Below are 18,837 nucleotides of genomic sequence, written 5' to 3'. Positions count from 1 at the left end.
TCCTCTCGGACAGGAGTGGTCGAAGGCGGTGGCGCGGCGGGAGCCGGCGGGCTGCTCCCGCCGCGCCGACGGGGACGGGGCGGTGTGCCGGCCGTCCGGGTGTCAGCAGTGCGCGTACTCGTGCGGGCGCAGCAGCATCGCCGCGGCCATCGCCGGGAGCATGAGCACGTGGCCCCAGATCATCAGGGCGCCGGTGCCGATGAGCCCGAGGGCGAGCGGGACGAACAGCACCAGGAAGGGCAGGTACATGGCCGTGCCCATCTCGGCGATGGGCCGCCAGCGGTGGCCGCGGACCTTCATCCACGCGGACATGGCGACGGTCATGTTCGTCGCCATGATGAGCGCTCCCGTGTAGGGGTTGGACATCAGGCCGGGGGCGCCGACGGCGTCGAGGACGAGGTTCCACACCGGGTGCAGGGCCACCATGCCCACGGCCATCGCGACGACCATCTCGAGGAAGTGGAGGGTGAACGTCCTGGCGCTCAGGTGGGGCGTGGCGTGCGCCGTCTCAGCGTGTGCGGTGGCGACGCTGGGTGTGCGGGTCGGGGTGGGCACTGTGGGTCTCCGGTGAGGGTCGGGGTGGGCGGGGGTCACGGGACGAGGGCGTAGCCGGCCTCGTCGACGGCGGCGGCGATGTCGGCGCGGTCCACCGGGCGCTCGGCGGTGACGGTGACGGTGCCGCTGGCCAGGTCGACGGTGACCGACTCGACGCCGTCGACGGCGGCGATCTCCTCGGTGACGGCGCGCTGGCAGTGCCCGCAGGTCATGCCGGTGACGGTGAAGGTGGTCGAGCCGACGAAGGTGCGCGGCGTGCTGGACAGCATGGGAACTCCTCGGGGTGCGGGTGGTGGTGCGGTCGGGAAGAAGCGTCGGCGCGGGGGTGGGGCGTCTCACCGGGGAAATCGCCGGGATCTGAGCCAGGAGGGTCGGGCAGCGACCGGGGCCTGCGGTGTGGCCGCCGGTGGCGTGGGGGCGTGCGGTCAGCTGCCGCAGCAGCGGGGACGTCGCCGCCAGGGCCGGGAGGGCTGCAGGCACCGGACCAGCCGGGCCCGTTGCGCGTCGCGGATGAGCTCCTGCGCTCGGGATCGGGCCAGGTACTCGTGGGTGAAGGTCATGGGGTTCTCCTGGATGGGGACGGGGCAGGCGGTGGGTTGCCGGGCGGGCGCGGAGCCGCCGCCGGTGCTGCGGTGGTCGGCGGGCCAGATGCCGGTGCTGACCCTGTGCGTGGGTGAGGGCGCCCGCACCGGGAAGATCGCCGGGATTGCCGGACGTGCCGTCAGCGACGTTGCGGCGGGCCATCCGCCCGGTGGTCAATCAGCCGGCGGCGGGCACGCGGGTCCGGGTGATGGCCGCGGCCAGTTCCCGGGGTCGCTCGAGGCCGAGCATGTGCGGGCTCTGATCGACAACGGTCAGCTGGCCGCCCGGCCGCTCACCTGACTCCCGCCGCCCTGGCTCTCACACGGGGCTCCGTCCGGTCGCAGCGGCAACCCGTCGTGCGGTCACTGGCATGGGGTTGCCTGCTGCGGCGGGCCGCCGGCGCGTAGTCGACCTACGGGTCACCGCCCGACGGCGGGCAGGGCTTGCACGTGCGGGGCCGAGACGTGCAGGACCTGGTACCGCTGCCCCCAACCCTCCGCTGGCTGCTCGGCCCAGAGGCGGAAGCGCACCATCTCCCAGGTGGCCGGGTCCACCACCAGCGCGCAGCTGTGCAGTCCGCTGGTGGCCTGCTCCGCGGCCAGGTCGGCGAGGGCCGCATCGACGGCGTCGGCCACCGGCACGTCCGCCGGCAGACTGCTGGTGGTGCGCGTCGCCGCCGTCGGCGTGGCCGCCCAGGCCGGGCCCGGCTGGAAGGCCACGCCGGTCCAGTGCCGCACGACCGGCCGGCCGAAGTCGGCGCTGAGCCCGGCGAATGGCGGGCCGAAGAGGAACTGGTTCATGCCGGCCGCATCAGCCCACAGGTAGAACGGCGCGTACTGGTTCACCGGGGAGCCGAGCACACCCCGCTCCCGGACGGCGTATGCCTTCACGCCCAGGCCGGGGAAGGCGTCGGTGCCCGAGCCGCGCGTCGCGACGCGGCGGCGGATGATCGTCATGTCGTAGTCGGCGGGCAGGGTGATCTCGTACTGCATCGCGTGCATCGGGCTCCTCGGGTCCCTGGGGGACGCGGGTCACCGTCGCGCGTCCGGAGCGGATTGTCAGGTGGCTCGGCTGAACTGGTGCGCCGGCCCGGTGAGCGCGGGCCGGGCGGCGGCGATGCCGGCACGGTGCCCCGGCCGGTCCACGGTGGCAGTGGCGGGGCGGCCGCCGTTGTGGCCGACGCTGCGCCGGGCGGTGCGGCGGAAACCCCCGCACCGCCCGGCTGCCCGGAGCTCAGTGGCCGTGCATCCCGTGGCCGTGGCCGTGCGCATCGGCTGCGGGCTTGCCGACGGGCACGGCCAGGGCGGTGAGGACGAACAGGGCGGCCAGGACGACGGCGGTGGCGGTGAAGGCTCGGCCGTAGCCGTCGATCAAGCCGGCGGAGGTGGCCAGGTTCCCGGCGATCGCGGTGAGCGCGGCGACGCCGAGGGCAGCGCCGATCTCGTGACCGGTCATCATCAGCCCCGAGGCCAGCCCGGAGCGCTCAGCGGGCACGTCGCTCATGGCGGCGACGGCGATGGCCACGAACATCGGGCCGACGCCGGCACCGACGAGCAGGAACCCGGGCAGCACGTTGGCGGCGTAGGAGGTGCCCCCGGCGCCGGTGGCCAGCAGCAGCACGCCGGCGGCCATGACCACCAGCCCACCCAGGATCAGGGTGCGGGCGCCGAGGTGGCCGATGACCTTCGACGCGACCGCGGCCCCGGCGGTGATGGCGCCGGCCAGCGGCAGGAACTGCAGCCCGGCGACGACCGGCGAGGAACCCACGATGGCCTGTAGGTACAGCGACGTCAGGAAGATCGCGCCGACCACCACGCCGGTCACGCCAGCCATCACCGCCGAGGCCGAGACCAGCGACCGGATCCGCCAGGTGGACGGCGGCACCAGCGGGTCGGCGGCGCGGCGCTCCAGGCGGGCGAAGGCGGAGAGCAGCACCGCCGCGGCGGCCAGCGCGATCCACGTGCGCGGCGCGGTCGGTCCGGCCGAGCGGATGGCCTCGATGCCGAACACCAGGGCCAGCAGGCCCGTCACCAGCGTCAGCGCGCCGGGCATGTCCAGCCGGCGCAGCGCGGCGGGCTGCGTGGTGCCGCGGGCCACCGCGCGCAGGGTGCCGGCGACGACGGCGACGCCGATCGGCACGTTGATGAAGAACACCGCCCGCCAGCCGAGCGCGCTGGTCAGCGCCCCGCCGAAGAGCACGCCGGCGGCGATGCCGAGGCTGCCGACGGTGCCCCAGACGGCGAGTGCGGTCTGCCGCTGCCTGCCGGCGTAGGCGGTCATGATGATCGACAGCGCGGCCGGGGTGAGCAGCGCAGCGCCGGCGCCCTGCGCCGCCCGGGCCAGGATCAGCGTCAGCGGGGTCTGCGCCAGGCCGCTGACCAACGAGGCGGCGGTGAACAGGCCGATCCCGGCGAGGAAGGCGCCGCGGCGGTTGAGCAGGTCGGCGATCCGGCCGCCGAGCAGCAGCAGCCCGCCGGACAGCAGCACGTAGGCGCTGATCGCCCACTGGTAGTCGGCGGCGGACAGGTGCAGCGCGTCGCTGATCGACGGCAGGGCGACGTTCACCACCGACACGTCCAGGATGACCATGAACTGGGCGGCGATCATCAGCGCGAACACCGTCCACGGCCGGCGTGGCTCGTCCGCGGCCGGCACCGGGTGCCCGAAGGCGTGGCTGCCCGGGGCGTGACCGCCCGGCGTGTGGGGGTGCTCGTGGGCGGGGGCCGCCGGTTCGGCGGCGGGGTGGGCCGACATGGCTCCTCCTCGAGGTGGGACTGCGGGACTGGCTGCCACGCTCTCCGCCGCCGGGATCGCTCACGCCGGGAAAACCACCAGGTTCACGATCACCGGCGCTCTCTGCTGCGGTCGGTACGGTTCCGCTCGTGCTGGCCGGACGGGATGCCGAACGTGCGGCGATCGCCGCCCTGCTCGACGCTGCACGGACCGGGACCGGCGGCGCGCTGGTCGTCCGCGGCGTGGCCGGATCGGGGAAGTCGACGCTGCTGACCGACGCCCTTGCCGCCGCCGCGGACATGCGGGTGCTGCGCACGTCTGGGGTGGAGTCGGAGTCCCCGCTCGCGTTCGCCGCGCTGCAGCGGCTGCTGTGGCCGCTGCGCGGCCGGATCGAGACCCTGCCCGCGCCGCAGCGGATCGCGTTGGGAGCCGCGCTGGGCGAGGCCGAGGGTGAGGGCGACCGGTTCCTCGCGTTCCTCGGCACGCTGAGCCTGCTCGCTGACGCCGCCGAGCAGGCCCCGGTGCTCGCCGTCGTCGACGACGCGCACTGGCTGGACGATGCCTCGGCGGCGGCGCTGCTGTTCGCCGCCCGCCGGCTGCAGGCCGAGCGGGTGGCGCTGCTGTTCGCCGCCCGCGACGGCGGCGCCTACGGGTTCGACGTCCCCGACCTGCCCACCGTGGTCCTCGGCGGCGTCACCGGAGCCGCCGCCGACACGCTGCTGGCCGCCCGGGCCGGCGGCCCGGTGGACCCGGGCGTGCGCGACCGACTGGTGGCCGCCACCGGCGGCAACCCGCTCGCGCTGGGCGAGCTCGCCGGCGCGCTGACCGGCGACCAGCTCACCGGCCGGGCGCCGCTGCCCGCAGCGCTGCCGCTGACCGGCGGCGTCGAGCGCGGGTTCCTCGACCGGTACCGGCGCCTCCCGGACCCCGCGCAGCGGTTTCTGCTCGTCGCCACGGCCGACGACACCGGCCGCCTCACCGTCGTCCGCGACGCCGCCGAGAGGCTCGACGCCGGCGACGACGCCTTGGACGCGGCCGAACGGTCTGGACTGCTGAGCGTCGACGGCGACACGATCTCCCTCTACCACCCCCTGGTCCGCTCCGCGGTGTACCGGGCGGCGACCAGCGCCCAGCGCCGCACCGCGCACCGGGCGCTGGCCGACGTGCTCGCCGCCGACCCCGACCGCCGCGCCTGGCACCTCGCAGCCGCCGCCGACCGTCCCGACGGGTTGGTGGTCGCAGCGCTGGACGGCGTGGCCGAGCGGGCGTCGGCGCGGGGCGGGCACGAGGCGGCGGCCGCGGCGTGGGCGCGCGCCGCGGAGCTCACCGCGGACCCGGCCGCCCGGTCCTGCCGGCTGGCCGCCGCCGCGCACGCAGCGTGGTTCGCGGCCCGGCCGCAGCGGGCCTCCTCGCTGGCCGAGGCGGCCCGACCACTTGCCACCGATCCCCTGCTGCGCGCCGACCTGGACCGGCTGCGCGCTCGGGTGGAGTGGAACGTCGGATCGCCGCTGGTCGGGCACCGGATCCTGCTGCACGCCGCCGCCGAGGTCGCCGACGCCGACCTCGACCGCGCCCGGGCGATGACCATGCTCGCCGCCGCGGTCGGCACGCACGCCGGCGACGGCACCGAGGACATGACCACCCAGGCCACGGTCCTCGGCGACCCGGCCACCGCCGACGACGCCCGGAGCCGCTGCTACGCCCGGCTGCTATCGGGGTTCGTGCACGCCCGCGCCGGCCGGTGGGCGCAGGCCGCCGCGCAGTTCCACCCGGCGTTCACCGAGTGCGACCCCGGTGAGGACATCGACCTGCGGGCCAACCTCGGGGTGGCCGCGTTCCTGCTCGGCGACGCCGACGTGATCCTCACCCACCACACCCGGCTGCTGGCCTCCGCCCGCGAGGCCGGCGCGCTGACCACCATCGTCTACGCGCTGACCCGGCGGGCGTTCGGGGAGGTGGCCACCGGCGACTGGCGGGCGGCTGCCGCCGGCGCCGCCGAGGCCCTCGACCTGGCCACCGGCAGCGGCCAGCCAACGCTGACCCGCTTCCCGCACGCCTGGCTCGCGTTGCTGGCCGCCCTGCGCGACGAGCCGGGCCAGCTCGTCGAGCACCTCGGCGCCGTCGACGCCGCACCGGGAGCCGGGGTGACTGCGCCGATCGTCGACGACCTGGCCCGCTGGGCGCGCGGCGTGACCGCCGACACTCCCGCCGCGGCGGTGCACCACCTCCAGCAGCTGGGCAACGGCCCCGGCACCGTCGCCCGGCTGGCCGCCCTCGACCGCCTCGAGGCCGCCGTCCGCGCCGACCGCCCGGAGCTGGCCAGCGGCTGGGCCGCGGAGCTCGAGGCCTTCGGCACCGCCGTCGACGCCGCGTGGGCGCTCGCCGCCGCCGCCTACGGCCGGGCGCTGCTGGCCGAGGGCGCCGAGGCCGAGGCGGAGTTCGAACAGGCCATCAAGCACGCCGCGGCCGGCGGGCACCGATTCGATCAGGCCCGCATCCACCTCGGCTTCGGCGAGCACCTGCGTCGCGCCCGCCGTCGGGTCGACGCCCGCACCCACCTGCGCGACGCCCTGGAGGTGTTCGAGGACCTCGGCGCCGCCCGCTGGGCCACGCGCGCCGCCACCGAGCTGCGGGCCTCCGGCGAGACCGCACGCCGCCGTGACGTCACCACCGCCACCGACCTGACCGCGCAGGAACGGCAGGTCGCCGGGCTGGTGCGGCAGGGGCTGTCCAACCGGGACGTCGCCGCGCGGCTGTTCGTGTCCCCCCGCACCGTCGACTTCCACCTGCGCAACGTGTTCAGCAAGCTGGGGGTGGCCTCCCGCGCCGAGCTCACCGCCCTTCCGCTGGACTAGGCGCCCCTCGCCGGGCCGCGCTGGGGGTGGGGTGCCCGGCGGAGAACCTGGTGGTTTTCCCGGCGTGAGGCCATCCGGCCCGCTCCTAGCGTCCGAGCAGACCCAGCCCGGACGAAGGAGCCCGCCTGTGACCAGCGCCACTGCGGCGACCACGGAGTCCCCGACCCGGCGCGCCGGCGGCCTGCGCGGCGCGCTGGCGCGACGCTGGCCGACCGCGCTCGGCGCCGTCGCCGCCGTCAACAGCCTCGTGCTCGTCGCACGGCTGCCCGAGTCCGCACAGGCCTGGATCAGCGCCTGGTGCGTGCTGCTCGCCGCGGTCATCTACCTCACCTGGGGCACTGCCCGCGGCGACCTGGCGAACCGGCGGCTGCTGACCGCGCAGACCACCGCGGTGCTGGCCTTCGGCGCGGTGGCCATCGCCGCGGTCACGGTTCACCCGGCCGCCGGCCGGTACGTGCTGGCCGCCGGGTGGCTCGCCCATGCGGCCTGGGACGTCGTCCACCACCGCCTCGGCCGGGTCGTGCCCCGCTGGTACGCCGAGACCTGTCTGGTCGCCGATCTCGTCCTCGCCGCCGCGCTCCTCACCGTCGGCCTCGGCTAGCGCACGGCGCCACCTTCCTGCTCCGCCGCTCCCTCTCGCCCCGTCAGGAGACGTCATGCCCATCCCCGCACGCACCGCCGACCCGACCCTCGACGTGCTCGTCATCGGTGCCGGCCAGGCCGGACTCGCCCTCGGTCACCGCCTCGCCACTCGCGGCGCGGACTTCCTGCTGCTCGACGCCGGTCCGGAGATCGGCTCCTCCTGGCGCAACCGCTGGGACTCGCTCCGGCTGTTCAGCCCGGCCCAGTACGACTCGCTGCCCGGCCTGCCGTTCCCCGCCCCAGCCGACACCCACCCCAGCAAGGACGAGGTCGCCGACTACCTCGCCGCCTACGCCACCCACTTCGCCCTGCCGGTCCGGCTGAACACCCCGGTCGTCCGGATGCACCGCGACCCGGACGGGCTCTTCGCGGCCACCACCCCGATCGGCACGGTCCGCGCCCGGCAGGTCGTCGTCGCCACCGGCCCCTTCCAGAGCCCGCACACCCCCGCCCTGTCCGACCAGCTGGATCCGGGTGTCCCGCAGTTGCACAGCGCCGAGTACCGCAACCCGACCCAGCTGCCCGGCACCGGCCGGGTGCTGGTGGTCGGTGCGGCCAACTCAGGACTGCAGATCGCCGCCGAGTTGGGCACCACCCAGCCGGTCACCGTGGCGGTCGGCACCCGCCCGACCGAGCTGCCGCAGCGCATCGCCGGCCGCGACCTGTTCTTCTGGCTCACCAGGTCCGGGTTCTTCACCGTGCCTGCACACACCCGCATCGCCCGCCGGCTGCGCGCCCGCGGCGACCTGGTCATCGGCACCCGCAGCCGCCAGTTGCGGCGCCGCGGGATCGACTTCCGGCCGCGGCTGACCGACCTCGCCGGTCGCACCGCGACCTTCGCCGACGGCGGCACCGTCGACGTTGACGCGGTCGTGTGGGCCACCGGCTACCGCCCCGACTACTCCTGGCTGCACGTGCCCGGCGTCATCGTCGACGGGCAGGTCCGCCATACCGCCGGAGCCACCGACGTCCCTGGGCTGTACTTCCTCGGCCTGCCCTGGCAGACCTGCCGCGGCTCGGCGCTGCTCGGCTTCGTCGGCGCCGACGCCGAGGCGCTCGCCGCCCGGATGGCCCGCGACACGCTACAAGGCTCGGAACCGAACGATGCGGGCATCCACCAGTGGGCAACTCCGGCGATCTCACCTTCACCAGGGTGACCAGCACCGTCACGGTCCTGGCGCCAGCCGCAGCCGGCCGAGCTCCGGAGGCCGCAAGCGCTCTGTGACCGGGATCTCTGGCACAACCGCCCGAGATGCACGCACACACGACGAGGGCCCTCACAGTGTCTGTGAGGGCCCTCGTGCCTTGTAGCGGGGGCAGGATTCGAACCTGCGACCTCTGGGTTATGAGCCCAGCGAGCTACCGAGCTGCTCCACCCCGCGTCGGTGACACCACTGTACACGTCCCCGCGACGGTGCCGGTGGGCCCCGGCGGACCACCGCTCGGGCCGTCGGCTCCCGCGTGTCTCCGCAGGGCACCGCCGGAGCGCGGGTCGCACGACGCCCGGGCGGATCCGGTGGCGCTCCCCCGACGGCTACGCCTCCGGCACCCCTCTCGCGCCGATCGACGTGCCGGAGTCCTGGGTGTCCCCGGGCCGGCGCGGCACGGGCAGCGCCGGGGCGGCTCCCCCGGGAGCAGCGGGACCGCCGACGGCACGACGGCGCCGCGCGTCCACACTCCGCGCGACGAGCTTGCCGAGCTCCCAGAGCACCAGCAACGCCAGGGCGGGCACCAGCGCCCAGCCGAACTGGGCCAGGCTGATCGGCGTCGTGTCGAGCAGCCGGTGGAAGACGTCCATCTGCGTGACGAGCACCGCGAGGACGAACTCGGCCAGCAGCGTCCAGTTCATCTGCTTGCTGTCGAACGTGGCGGTGGTCAGCACGGTCTGGGTCTCGCTCCGGCACTCGAGGGCCGCCACGATCAGGCTGAGCGAGAACGAGGTGAACGCGACGGACTGGGCCACCTCGAGCCCGCCGAAGGAGGTGGTCCCGAGCGAGATCAGCAGGAGCAGGCCGACGGTGATCACCAGCCCGGTGAGCCCGACGGTGGCCATCAGCCGCGGCGTCAGCAGGGACTCGCCGCGCGGGCGGGGACGCGTCCGCATGAGGCCAGGGGTCTCCTGGTCGAAGCCGAGCGCCAGTCCGAACGCCGCGTTGACGAAGAAGTGGATCCACAGCACCTGCGCGGGCGTGAACGGCTCCCCGGCGGCGATGTTGAACAGGCTGGCGCCGAGGAAGGTGAGGACGAAGACGACCAGCAGGACCAGGACGAACCGGATGTACTTGGTCAGGTTGTCGTAGATCTTCCGGCCCTGCTCGACCGCGAAGACGATCGTGGCGAAGTCGTCGTCCGAGAGGATCATCCGGCCGGCGTTCTTGGCGACGTCGGTCCCGCTGCCCATGGCGATCCCGATGTCCGCCGCCTTGATCGCCGGCGCGTCGTTGACGCCGTCGCCGGTCATCGCGACGACGTCGCCCTTCTTCTGCAGCGTGTCGACCAGCAGGACCTTGTGCTCGGGCGCCACCCGGCCGACGACTCCGATGCGCTCGATGCGGAAGAGACGCTCGTCCTCGGGCAGGGCGGCGAAGTCCTCCCCGAGGACCGCCTCGCCGGGGATGCCGAGCTGCTCGGCGATGGCCGCGCCGGTGACCACGTCGTCACCGGTCACCATGCGCACCCGGATGTGGGCGGCCTGCGCGCGCTCGACGGCAGCGCGCGACTCCGCCCGTGGCGGGTCGACCATCCCGACCAGGCTGGTCAGCTCCAGGTCGGTGACGTAGCGCGCCAGGTCGCCGTCCGGGTCGAAGTCGGCCGGGCGCAGGTCCCGGAAGGCCGCGGCCATGACCCGCCGTCCGGCCCGCCCCATGCGCTCGACGTGCGCGTCGGCCCGCTCCTGCGCGGTGGCGTCCCAGGGCACCGGGCCGGCCAGGGACAGGGCGCTGGTCACGCGGGCCATGACGGCCGGGGCCGCGCCCTTGACGAAGCACCGGACGACCGGCTCCCCGTCCGGGCGGGTCGTCGCGTGGAACGTCGCCATGAGCTTGATCGTCGGGTCGAACGGCAGGGTGGCCAGCCGCGGCAGCCGCTCCCGGGTGCCGTCGATGTCGAGGGCCGCCTTGTGGGCGAGCACCAGCAGCGCGCCCTCGGTCGGGTCGCCGACGACCCGACCGTCGACCAGCTGCGCGTCGTTGGCCAGGACGTAGGGCAGGATCGCCGCCTCGATGGACGGCGACGTCCCCGCGGCGTGGTGGACCCGCCCCTCCAGGTCGTAGCCGCTGCCGGAGACGGTGTAGCGGTCGCCGACACCCACGACCTCGACGACCGTCATCTGGTTCAGCGTCAGCGTGCCGGTCTTGTCCGAGTTGATCGCGGAGGTGAAGCCGAGCGTCTCGACCGACGGCAGTTCCTTGACGATGGCGTTGCGCTTGGCGAGCTCCACCCCGCCGAGGGAGAGGATCATCTGGGTCACCGTCGGGAGGGCCTCCGGGACGGCGGCGATCGCGAGCGCCACCGCGCTGACGAACAGCACGTCCCAGGCCTCCCCGCGGGTGCGGCCGAGGGCGAACATCACGACCATCGTCAGACCGGCCGCGATGGCGATCCACAGGGTCAGCCGGTCGAGCTCGGCGGTGAGGGGCGTCTTCTCCCTGCCCTTCGCCGAGAGCATCGCCGAGATCTTCCCGAGCTCGGTGTCGGCTCCGGTGGCGGTGACGATCATCGTGCCGCTGCCGTGCGTCACCGGCGTGTTCATGAACGCCATGTCGGTCTGGTCGCCCGGGCCCAGCCGGCCGGCGTCGAGGGTCCGGGCGTCCTTGGCCGCGGGGACGCTCTCGCCGGTCAGCGCCGACTCGTCGATCTGCAGCGCGCTGGCGGTCAGGACGCGTCCGTCCGCCGGCACCTGGTCGCCGGCGGTGAGCAGCACGACGTCGCCGACGACGAGCTGCTCGGCGGGGACCTCGGCCGCCTCCCCGTCCCGGTGCACCCGCGCCGTCGTCCTGACCATCGACCGCAGCGCCTCCATCGCGCTCTCGGCCTTGCCCTCCTGGCGCAGGCCGATGACCGCGTTCAGCACGGTGAGGACCAGCAGCAGGACGGCGGTGCCCCACTCGGCCACGACGGCGGAGACCACCGCGGCAGCGACCAGGATGATCTGCATGTAGCTGCGGTACTGCTCGACGAACCGCAGCCAGCCCGGTCTGCGTGGCTCCTCGGGCAGCACGTTGGGACCGTGCGCGCGCAACCGCTCCGACACGGCGGCGGCCGACAACCCGACCTCCGGGTCGACGCCGAGCGCCCGGGCGACCTCGCCGGGCGACCGCGCGTACCAGTCGTCGCCGCGGGGGACGGTCGTCCCCGGGACGTGCCCTGTGCGCATCGCCGCCTCCGGCCGGTGCGTGCCCATCGGACTAGCCCCGGACGTCCGCCGGCCGGGCGACCCCCGGCCGCTTGCGCTTGCGCCGGTGCCCGTCGTGACCGTGGTCCTCGTGCCCGTGGCCGTCGTGCCCGTGGCCGTCGTGCCCGTGCCCGTCGTGCGCCGCCGCCCAGGGATCGGGCGCGGCCCCTTCCGGGGCCTCAGCCTCGAGCTCGCGCCGGGCCGTCCCGAGTTCGCGCAGGGTGTCCGGGCCGACCGCCGGGAAGTGCGGGTCGATCTCGATCAAGGTGTGGGCCATCACCGCGCCGGCGCAGATGCGGGCGAACCACTTGCGGTCCGCCGGGATGACGTACCACGGAGCGTGCTCCGTGCTGGTCGCCGAGAGCATCTGGGAGAAGGCGACCTGGTAGTCGTCCCACCGCTGCCGCTCGCGGGCGTCGGCGGCCGAGAACTTCCAGTTCCGCTCGGGGACGTCGATGCGCTTGAGGAAGCGCACCCGCTGCTCCTCCTTGGACAGGTTCAGGAACAGCTTCACCACCGAGATGCCGTTGTCGACCAGGTAGCGCTCCCAGTCGTTGATCTCCCGGTAGCGGCGGTTCCAGAGGGCGTCGTCCAGCCGGGGCAGTCGCTGGCGGGCCAGGGCCTCGGGGTGCACGCGCACCACGAGGACCTCCTCGTAGTGCGACCGGTTGAAGATGGCGATCTCGCCGCGTGCGGGCAACCGGCGGGAGTAGCGCCAGAGGTAGTCGTGACCGAGTTCCGCAGCGGAGGGCACCTTGAAGCTGCTGACGTGGACGCCCTGCGGGTTCACGCCGCTCATGACGTGCCGGATCGTCCCGTCCTTGCCACCCGCGTCCAGGGCCTGCAGGCACACCAGCACGCCGCGCGTGCTCTCCGCGGCGAGACGCGCCTGGTACTCGGCGAGCATCGCGATGCCGATCTCCAGGAGCTCCTGGCCGTCCCTCTTCTTGGAGACCATGTCGGAGCGGTAGCCCGGGTCGAAGTCCCTGCCGAGCTCGACCACGGACCCCGGCGGGACCCGTAGCGGCTCGATGAAGGCCGCGATGCGCTCCCTGCGCTCGTCGGTCACCTCCACCATGGTGGCCACCTCCTGCGATGACCCGGGTCCGGCGGTCGGGTCCGCGAGCGCACCTGCCCCGACGCGGGTGCGATGGCCTCCCAGGGTGGCCCCGGCCCTCGACGGCGACCTCGCCCGCTCCGGATGACCGTCCGCGGTCCACGACCGGGACGGGCGACCGGCTGCCCCGGCCCGCGTCGCTCGACCCGTCGGACGGCGCGGTCCGCAGGCGGGGGCGCACCCGGTTCGGCGCGCCCCCGCCGTGCGGGATCAGCCCGTCGGTTCCGCCGGTGCCCCCGCGGCGGCCCGGGCCGCCTCGTAGGCCTCGACCGCCCGCTGCAGGTCGGCCAGCGCCTGCCCCTGCGCCGCGAAGTCGCCGCTGCGCTGGGCGTCCTCGAGCCGCTGCAGCGCCGCGTCGACGTCCCGGACCGCCTGGTCGAGCTCCGGCGTCGTCGTCCCGCCGTCGGCCGGCGGGGTCGTGGGCTCCGCCGGTGCCGAGGGGTCGGCGGGCTCCGTCGGGGTCGCCGGCTCCTGCTCGTCGGGGGTCGCCCCCGCGTCGTCGGAGTCGGTGGCGGTGTCGCCGGCCCCGGCGCCGAAGACCTGGTCGAGGGCGTCGGAGAGGGTGTCGGCGTAACCGACCCGCCCGCCGTAGTTGACCAGCACCTTCCGCAGCAGCGGGAAGGAGTTCTCCCCGGTCCCCTCGACGTAGAGCGGCTGCACGTAGAGCAGGCCGTTGGCGCCGATCGGCAGCGTGAGCAGGTTGCCGAACACCGCCTGCGAGTCCTCGCTGTTGAACAGCGTCAGGTCTCGCGCGACCTCGTCGTTGGTGTTGAACGACTGCTGCACCTGCTGCGGCCCGCGGAACGGGGTGTTGCCCGGCAGCCGGAGCACCTGGATCTCGCCGTAGGTGTCCGGGTCGCTCGACGCGGAGATGAACGCCGAGAGGTTCTGCCGGCGGAACGCGTTGAGGGCGCTGGTCAGCTGGAACGTCGGGTCCGGCTCACCGGGCCGCGCGGCCAGGATGTAGTACGGCGGCTGGGCCTCGTCGGCCGCCGTCGCCTCCTGCGACTGGGTCGGGTCCGCGGGCACCGCCCACCGGTCGTTCTGGCTGTAGAAGTCGCTCGGGTTGCTCACGTGGTACCGGGTGAGGATGTCCCGCTGCAGCTTGAACAGGTCCTCCGGGTACCGGACGTGGTCGACCAGTTCCTCGCTCATCGCCTCGCGCGGCTCGATGACGCCCGGGAAGGCGGCCGTGTAGGCCTTGAGGACCGGGTCCTGCTCGTCCCACTCGTAGAGCCGCACGGTGCCGTCGTAGGCGTCGACGGTGGCCTTGACCGAGTTCCGGATGTAGTTGAACTGCTCGTTGGGCAGCGCCGTCGTGCCGGTGCCGGTGAGCGCGTCGGCCGCGGCCTCCCCGAGCTCCATCCGCTCGGAGTAGGGGTAGGCGTCCGAGGTCGTGTAGCCGTCGAGGATCCACACCACCCGGCCGTCGATCACCGCGGGGTACGGGTCGCCGTCGACCTCGAGGAACGGCGCGGCCTTCTCCACCCGCTGCCGCGGGTCGCGGACGTAGAGCACCTTGGAGGCGTCGTTGACCGCGCCCGAGAGCAGGAAGTTGCGCTCGCGGTAGTAGATCGCGAAGGTCAGCTGCCGGAAGAAGCTGCCGATCGCGACGCCGCCCTCGCCGTCGTAGGTGTTGTTGACCTCGCCCTCGGAACCGTCCTCGGGCCGGTCGAACTCGCGGGCGGTCGCACCCTCCGGCGCGCCGACCACCGAGTAGTCCTCGATGAGCTCGCCGTAGTAGATGCGCGCCTGTTCGACGTCGATGTCGCCGACGGTGGGCAGGTCGCGGCTGGTGAAGTTCGGCTCGCCGCCCTCCTGGCCGGTGACCACCTGGTTGGCAGGCGCCGCCACGAAGCCGTTGCCGTGCGTGTAGACGGTGTGCCGGTTGATCCAGGTGTCCTGGTTCTCCGAGAGGCTGTTGCTGTCGAGCTCGCGCACGGCGACCACGTAGTCGCGGGTCTCCCCGTCGATCGTGTACCGGTCGATGTCGAGCTTCTCGGGGAAGCCGTAGACGTTGCGGATCTGCTGGCGCGCGGTGAACGTGCCGGCCAGCACGTTCGGGTCGAGCAGCCGGGCGTTGGGGATGGTCGCGTCGTCGGCGCGCAGCTCGGCCAGCGCGGCGTCGGTGTCGACCTCGTCACCGGTGTTCTGCTGCGCGAAGTCGACGTAGTCGACGTCCTCGTCGGTCAGCCCGTAGGCGTCCCGGGTCGAGGCGATGGCCCGCTCGATGTAGTCCGCCTCGCGCTCGTTGGCGCTGGGGCGGACGACGAACTGCTGCACGATCGCCGGGTAGGCCACACCGATGACCAGGCTCGACAGCAGCAGCAGCACCAGGGCGGCGGCCGGCAGCCGGAAGTTGCGGACGACGACGTTGGCGAAGAACGCGATCGCGCAGAACGCCGCGGCGAAGACCAGGATCGTCTTGGCCGGCAGCAGCGCGTTGACGTCGGTGTAGCTCGCCCCGCTGAACAGCTCGCCCCGGTCGGAGTAGACCAGGTCGTAGCGGTCGAACCAGTAGGCGACCGCCTTCAGCGCCACGAACAGGCCCAGCAGCACCGACAGCTGCACCATCGCCGCGCCGGTGAGCTTCTGCCCCGGCGTCTGCAGCCGGAGGCCCCCGAACACGTAGTGGGTGAGCACCGACCCGATCAGCGCCAGGATCACGATGGCGAAGCCGAAGCCCAGCAGCAGCCGGTAGAAGGGGTACTCGAAGACGAAGAACGACAGGTCCAGCCGGAACTGGGGGTCGGTCCGGCCGAAGGGCACCGCGTTGCGGAAGGTCAGCCAGGTCTCCCAGCTGCCCTGCGCGGTGAAGCCGGCGAACAGGCCCACGACGACGGCGACGGCGGTGAGCACCAGGGTGCGGCGCGGCTCCAGCGACTGCCGGTAGCGCTCCAGGTTCTGCTGCTCCAGCGACATCGGCCGGAACGCCGGGCGGAACCGGTAGGCCAGGTACACCGCCAGCGCGGTCAGCCCACCGGTGGCCACGCCGGCCACGGCGAACAGCAGCGCGCGGGTCTGGAGCTCGGTCCAGAACACCTCGGTGAACCCGGTCTCGTCGAACCAGAGGTAGTCGACGTAGACGTTGGTCAGGGTGCCGATGGCCGTGAACAGCACCAGCAGCACGGCGACGGACCCGATGACGACCTTCGCCCGCCGCGACAACGTCGGCACGGACACGGGGGGCCGCATGGCCACGAGCGGTCTCCTTCAGTTGCGGTGCGACGCCACACCCGGAGGGGTGCGACGCCGCGGCGGGGCGACCGCGTGCGGTCGGACGGACGTCGTCACCGACGCCGGCACCGGCCCGTGCGGTCGGCCGGTGTCGTCCCGACCAACGACCGGCGCGGCACCGGGTTCCCGCGGGCCTCCGTGCTGCCCGACAGCTTCCCCCACTCCGGGGGGTCGGTGACGGGCGGTCGGCACGAGCGGGGTCAGCAGCCCTGGGGGGTGCGGCCCTCGCGGAGGTCCTCGAGGGCGGTCAGGGCGTCGTCGAGGTCGGCCACCCGGGCCAGGGTCAGCCCGGTGGCCGGGGAGCCGAGCGCGTCGGCGCAGTTGTCGGCCGGCACGAGGAACAGCTCGGCGCCGATGTCCTCGGCGGCGACCATCTTCAGCTGGATGCCCCCGATGGGACCCACGGTGCCGTCGGCCTCGATCGTGCCGCTGCCGGCGATCACCGCGCCCTCGGTGAGGTCGGCGTCGCCCACCAGGTCGAGGATCCCGAGGGTGAGCATGAGGCCGGCGGAGGGGCCGCCGACGTCGGCGACGTCGATGTCGACGTCGAAGGGGGCCCAGGGCTGCTCGCGCACCAGGACGCCGAGCACCGACCCCTCGCGCTCGGGCGAGCTCGTCGTCGTCACGGTCGCGGTGCCCGGTTCCCCGAGGCGGGTGTAGGCCACCTCCACGTCGGTGCCGACCGGGATCGCGGCGAGGACGTCGGCCAGCGTCGCGGAGTCCGGCGTGGGCCGGCCGTCGACCGACTCGATGGCGTCGCCCTCCTCGAGCAGGCCCTCGGAGGGCGAGTCGTCGCCGGACACCCCGCGGACGACGACCTTCACCGGGTAGCCGAGCTCGCCCAGCGCAGCGGCCTCGGCGGACTCCTCGGAGGTGAGGAAGGCCTGCCGGTTGGCCTGCTCGATCTCCTCCTCGGTGCGGTCGGGCGGGTAGACGGACTCCTCCGGGACGACGCTGATCTCGTCGTCGAACCAGCCGCGGACGGCCTCGACCAGGCTCAGGCCGGCCCGGCCGACGCCGACGGTGGTCAGCTCCAGGCTGCCGCTGACGTCGTTGCGCTCGCGCCCGCGCACGCCGATGACCGGGTCGCCGTCGATCTCGCCGAGGGTGTTGAACGTGGGGCCGGGCACCTGGGCCACGTAGGGCACCGGGAGGGCGGCGCCCAGGACGCCGGCGACGAGCAGCAGCACCACACCGACGGCGAGGACGGCGATCCGACGGGTCACGACCGGCCAGCCTATGTGCTCGGACCGCGAGCGTCCGCCGAGAGCGGACAGCCGGGGCGCCGATCCGACCGCGACCGGGTGATCACGCGTCTACCGTGGGGTGCATGAGCGACCTGCCGTTCGGCTTCGGGCTGCCCGACCGCGACCCCGAGCGCCGCGACCAGCCCGGCTCGAACGACCCGTTCGGCTTCGGTGCGCTGTTCGGCGCCGGCGGCGCGGGTGCCGGCACGCCCGAGGAGCTGCTGGGCAAGATGCCGCTGTTCGCCGAGCTGCAGAAGCTGATGACCTGGTCGGGCGGCCCGGTGAACTGGGACCTCGCCCGGCAGGGCGCGATCAGCACGCTGGCCACCGGTACCCAGCCGACGTCGGAGGCCGAGCGCGCCGCCGTCACCGAGGCGCTGCGGCTGGCCGACCTGTGGCTGGACCAGGCGACCGACCTGCCCTCGGGCGTCGACCGCGCCCTCGCGTGGTCCCGGGTGGAGTGGGTCGAGCAGACGCTGCCCGCCTGGTCCGCGCTGATCGACCCCCTGGCCGAGAAGGTCGTCGCCGCGATGACCAGCGCGCTGCCGCAGGAGGCCATGGCGATGGCCGGCCCCCTCGCCGGGATCATGGGCCGGATGGGCGGGCTGATGTTCGGCGCCCAGGTCGGCCAGGCGATGGGCCGGCTGGCCGGGGAGGTCCTCACCGGCACCGAGGTGGGCCTGCCGCTCGCCCCCGCGGGCTCCGGCGTGCTCGTGCCGCAGAACGTCGCTGCCTTCGCCGAGGGCCTCGACCGCCCCGCCGACGAGGTGCGGCTGTTCCTGGCGCTGCGCGAGGCGGCGTCGCTGCGGCTGTTCGCCCACGTCCCGTGGCTGCGCCAGCAGCTGCACGACGCCGTCCACGCCTACGCCCGCGGCATCACCATCGACCGCGAGGCCATCGAGCGCGGCCTCAACGACGCCATGGGCTCGATGGGCGGCGGCTTCGACCCGTCGAACCCCGAGGCCATCCAGGAGCTCCTCGGCAGCGGGCTGCTCGAGCCGGAGGAGACCCCGGAGCAGCAGATGGCGCTGCGCCGGCTGGAGACGCTGCTGGCCCTGGTCGAGGGGTGGGTCGACGCCGTCGTCGCGGCCGCCGCCGGCGAGCGGCTGCCCGGCCACGGGGCGCTGGCCGAGACGATGCGCCGCCGCCGCGCCTCCGGGGGGCCGGCCGAGCAGACCTTCGCCACGCTGGTCGGCCTGCAGCTGCGGCCGCGCCGGCTGCGCGACGCAGCGACCGTGTGGGGCGCGATGGCCCAGCAGCACGGCACCGCGGCCCGCGACCGCCTGTGGTCGCACCCCGACCTGCTGCCCACCTCCGACGACCTCGACGAGCCGCTGGACTTCGTCGCCCGCCAGGGGGTCGACGACGAGCTGCGGCGGCTCACGGCCGAGGCCGGGGAGCCGGACGCCCCGTCCGACGAGGACCGGCCCGGCGACGCGGAGGGCGGCGGCCGCTAGGACGGCCCCTGCAGGGTCC

At 74.3% G+C, this 18,837-nt stretch carries 14 protein-coding genes and 1 tRNA gene; 5 read left to right on the top strand and 10 right to left on the bottom strand.

What is annotated here, in order from left to right; translation table 11 throughout:
- Positions 1-102: 102 nt before the first annotated feature.
- The 3 genes from ACI78U_RS06510 to ACI78U_RS06500 form a co-directional block, all read right to left on the bottom strand.
- Entirely contained in the window at positions 103-555 is a 453-nt protein-coding gene (locus tag ACI78U_RS06510; RefSeq protein WP_456874468.1) for a hypothetical protein, read from the bottom strand.
- A 35-nt stretch (positions 556-590) separates the two neighbouring features.
- Positions 591-824, bottom strand: a complete 234-nt coding sequence (locus ACI78U_RS06505) for a heavy-metal-associated domain-containing protein (RefSeq protein ID WP_456874467.1) — start codon at positions 822-824, stop codon at positions 591-593.
- 156 nt (positions 825-980) lie between these two features.
- Entirely contained in the window at positions 981-1,115 is a 135-nt protein-coding gene (locus ACI78U_RS06500; protein ID WP_456874466.1) for a hypothetical protein, read from the bottom strand.
- On the opposite strand from ACI78U_RS06500, the gene ACI78U_RS06495 reads away from it, so the two are divergent.
- Positions 1,105-1,437, top strand: a complete 333-nt coding sequence (locus ACI78U_RS06495) for a hypothetical protein (RefSeq protein ID WP_456874465.1) — start codon at positions 1,105-1,107, stop codon at positions 1,435-1,437. The genes ACI78U_RS06500 and ACI78U_RS06495 overlap by 11 nt on opposite strands.
- Positions 1,438-1,556: 119 nt before the next feature.
- Here the strand turns inward: ACI78U_RS06495 and ACI78U_RS06490 are convergent, their stop codons facing one another.
- Both ACI78U_RS06490 and ACI78U_RS06485 read right to left on the bottom strand, forming a co-directional pair.
- The gene (locus ACI78U_RS06490) at positions 1,557-2,138 is read right to left on the bottom strand and encodes a DUF4865 family protein (protein ID WP_456874464.1); all 582 of its coding nucleotides are present in this window, start codon (positions 2,136-2,138) and stop codon (positions 1,557-1,559) included.
- A gap of 232 nt (positions 2,139-2,370) precedes the next feature.
- Entirely contained in the window at positions 2,371-3,891 is a 1,521-nt protein-coding gene (locus ACI78U_RS06485; protein WP_456874463.1) for an MFS transporter, read from the bottom strand.
- Positions 3,892-4,019: 128 nt separating this feature from the next.
- Between ACI78U_RS06485 and ACI78U_RS06480 the strand changes: the two genes are divergently transcribed.
- The 3 genes from ACI78U_RS06480 to ACI78U_RS06470 all read left to right on the top strand — a co-directional run bounded on the left by ACI78U_RS06480 (position 4,020) and on the right by ACI78U_RS06470 (position 8,524).
- Positions 4,020-6,725: an AAA family ATPase gene (locus tag ACI78U_RS06480; RefSeq protein WP_456874462.1), complete on the top strand. Its 2,706-nt coding sequence runs from the start codon at positions 4,020-4,022 to the stop codon at positions 6,723-6,725.
- Between the two features lie 127 nt (positions 6,726-6,852).
- Positions 6,853-7,326, top strand: a complete 474-nt coding sequence (locus ACI78U_RS06475; protein WP_456874461.1) for a hypothetical protein — start codon at positions 6,853-6,855, stop codon at positions 7,324-7,326.
- Positions 7,327-7,381: 55 nt separating this feature from the next.
- On the top strand, positions 7,382-8,524 hold the full coding sequence (locus ACI78U_RS06470; RefSeq protein ID WP_456874460.1) for a flavin-containing monooxygenase: 1,143 nt from the start codon (positions 7,382-7,384) through the stop codon (positions 8,522-8,524).
- Between the two features lie 151 nt (positions 8,525-8,675).
- Here ACI78U_RS06470 and ACI78U_RS06465 read toward each other — a convergent pair.
- The 5 genes from ACI78U_RS06465 to ACI78U_RS06445 all read right to left on the bottom strand — a co-directional run bounded on the left by ACI78U_RS06465 (position 8,676) and on the right by ACI78U_RS06445 (position 17,340).
- Positions 8,676-8,749, bottom strand: a tRNA-Met gene (locus ACI78U_RS06465).
- A gap of 152 nt (positions 8,750-8,901) precedes the next feature.
- Complete coding sequence (locus ACI78U_RS06460; protein ID WP_456874459.1) at positions 8,902-11,742, bottom strand: cation-translocating P-type ATPase; 2,841 nt, start codon at positions 11,740-11,742, stop codon at positions 8,902-8,904.
- A gap of 31 nt (positions 11,743-11,773) precedes the next feature.
- The gene (locus ACI78U_RS06455) at positions 11,774-12,838 is read right to left on the bottom strand and encodes a PPK2 family polyphosphate kinase (RefSeq protein WP_456874458.1); all 1,065 of its coding nucleotides are present in this window, start codon (positions 12,836-12,838) and stop codon (positions 11,774-11,776) included.
- Between the two features lie 249 nt (positions 12,839-13,087).
- A complete protein-coding gene (locus ACI78U_RS06450; RefSeq protein ID WP_456874497.1) occupies positions 13,088-16,072 on the bottom strand; it encodes a UPF0182 family membrane protein in 2,985 nt (994 codons plus the stop codon).
- A gap of 242 nt (positions 16,073-16,314) precedes the next feature.
- Positions 16,315-17,340 carry a YlbL family protein gene (locus tag ACI78U_RS06445; protein WP_456874457.1) on the bottom strand — a complete coding sequence of 342 codons (1,026 nt, stop codon included), beginning with the start codon at positions 17,338-17,340 and terminating at the stop codon, positions 16,315-16,317.
- Between the two features lie 104 nt (positions 17,341-17,444).
- Here ACI78U_RS06445 and ACI78U_RS06440 point away from each other — a divergent pair, with 104 nt between their 5' ends.
- On the top strand, positions 17,445-18,818 hold the full coding sequence (locus ACI78U_RS06440; protein WP_456874456.1) for a zinc-dependent metalloprotease: 1,374 nt from the start codon (positions 17,445-17,447) through the stop codon (positions 18,816-18,818).
- The last annotated feature ends 19 nt before the right edge of the window (positions 18,819-18,837 follow it).

The organism is Geodermatophilus sp. SYSU D00710 (assembly GCF_054050195.1).
This window is presented reverse-complemented; position numbering and strand designations above follow the sequence as displayed.

Bases quoted from the DNA above. Each gene is read 5' to 3' on its own strand.
- ACI78U_RS06450 (WP_456874497.1), bottom strand. From the start codon at position 16,072: ATGCGGCCCCCCGTGTCCGTGCCGACGTTGTCGCGGCGGGCGAAGGTC.
- ACI78U_RS06485 (WP_456874463.1), bottom strand. From the start codon at position 3,891: ATGTCGGCCCACCCCGCCGCCGAACCGGCGGCCCCCGCCCACGAGCAC.
- ACI78U_RS06500 (WP_456874466.1), bottom strand. From the start codon at position 1,115: ATGACCTTCACCCACGAGTACCTGGCCCGATCCCGAGCGCAGGAGCTC.
- ACI78U_RS06490 (WP_456874464.1), bottom strand. From the start codon at position 2,138: ATGCACGCGATGCAGTACGAGATCACCCTGCCCGCCGACTACGACATG.
- ACI78U_RS06440 (WP_456874456.1), top strand. From the start codon at position 17,445: ATGAGCGACCTGCCGTTCGGCTTCGGGCTGCCCGACCGCGACCCCGAG.
- ACI78U_RS06460 (WP_456874459.1), bottom strand. From the start codon at position 11,742: ATGCGCACAGGGCACGTCCCGGGGACGACCGTCCCCCGCGGCGACGAC.
- ACI78U_RS06505 (WP_456874467.1), bottom strand. From the start codon at position 824: ATGCTGTCCAGCACGCCGCGCACCTTCGTCGGCTCGACCACCTTCACC.
- ACI78U_RS06455 (WP_456874458.1), bottom strand. From the start codon at position 12,838: ATGGTGGAGGTGACCGACGAGCGCAGGGAGCGCATCGCGGCCTTCATC.
- ACI78U_RS06470 (WP_456874460.1), top strand. From the start codon at position 7,382: ATGCCCATCCCCGCACGCACCGCCGACCCGACCCTCGACGTGCTCGTC.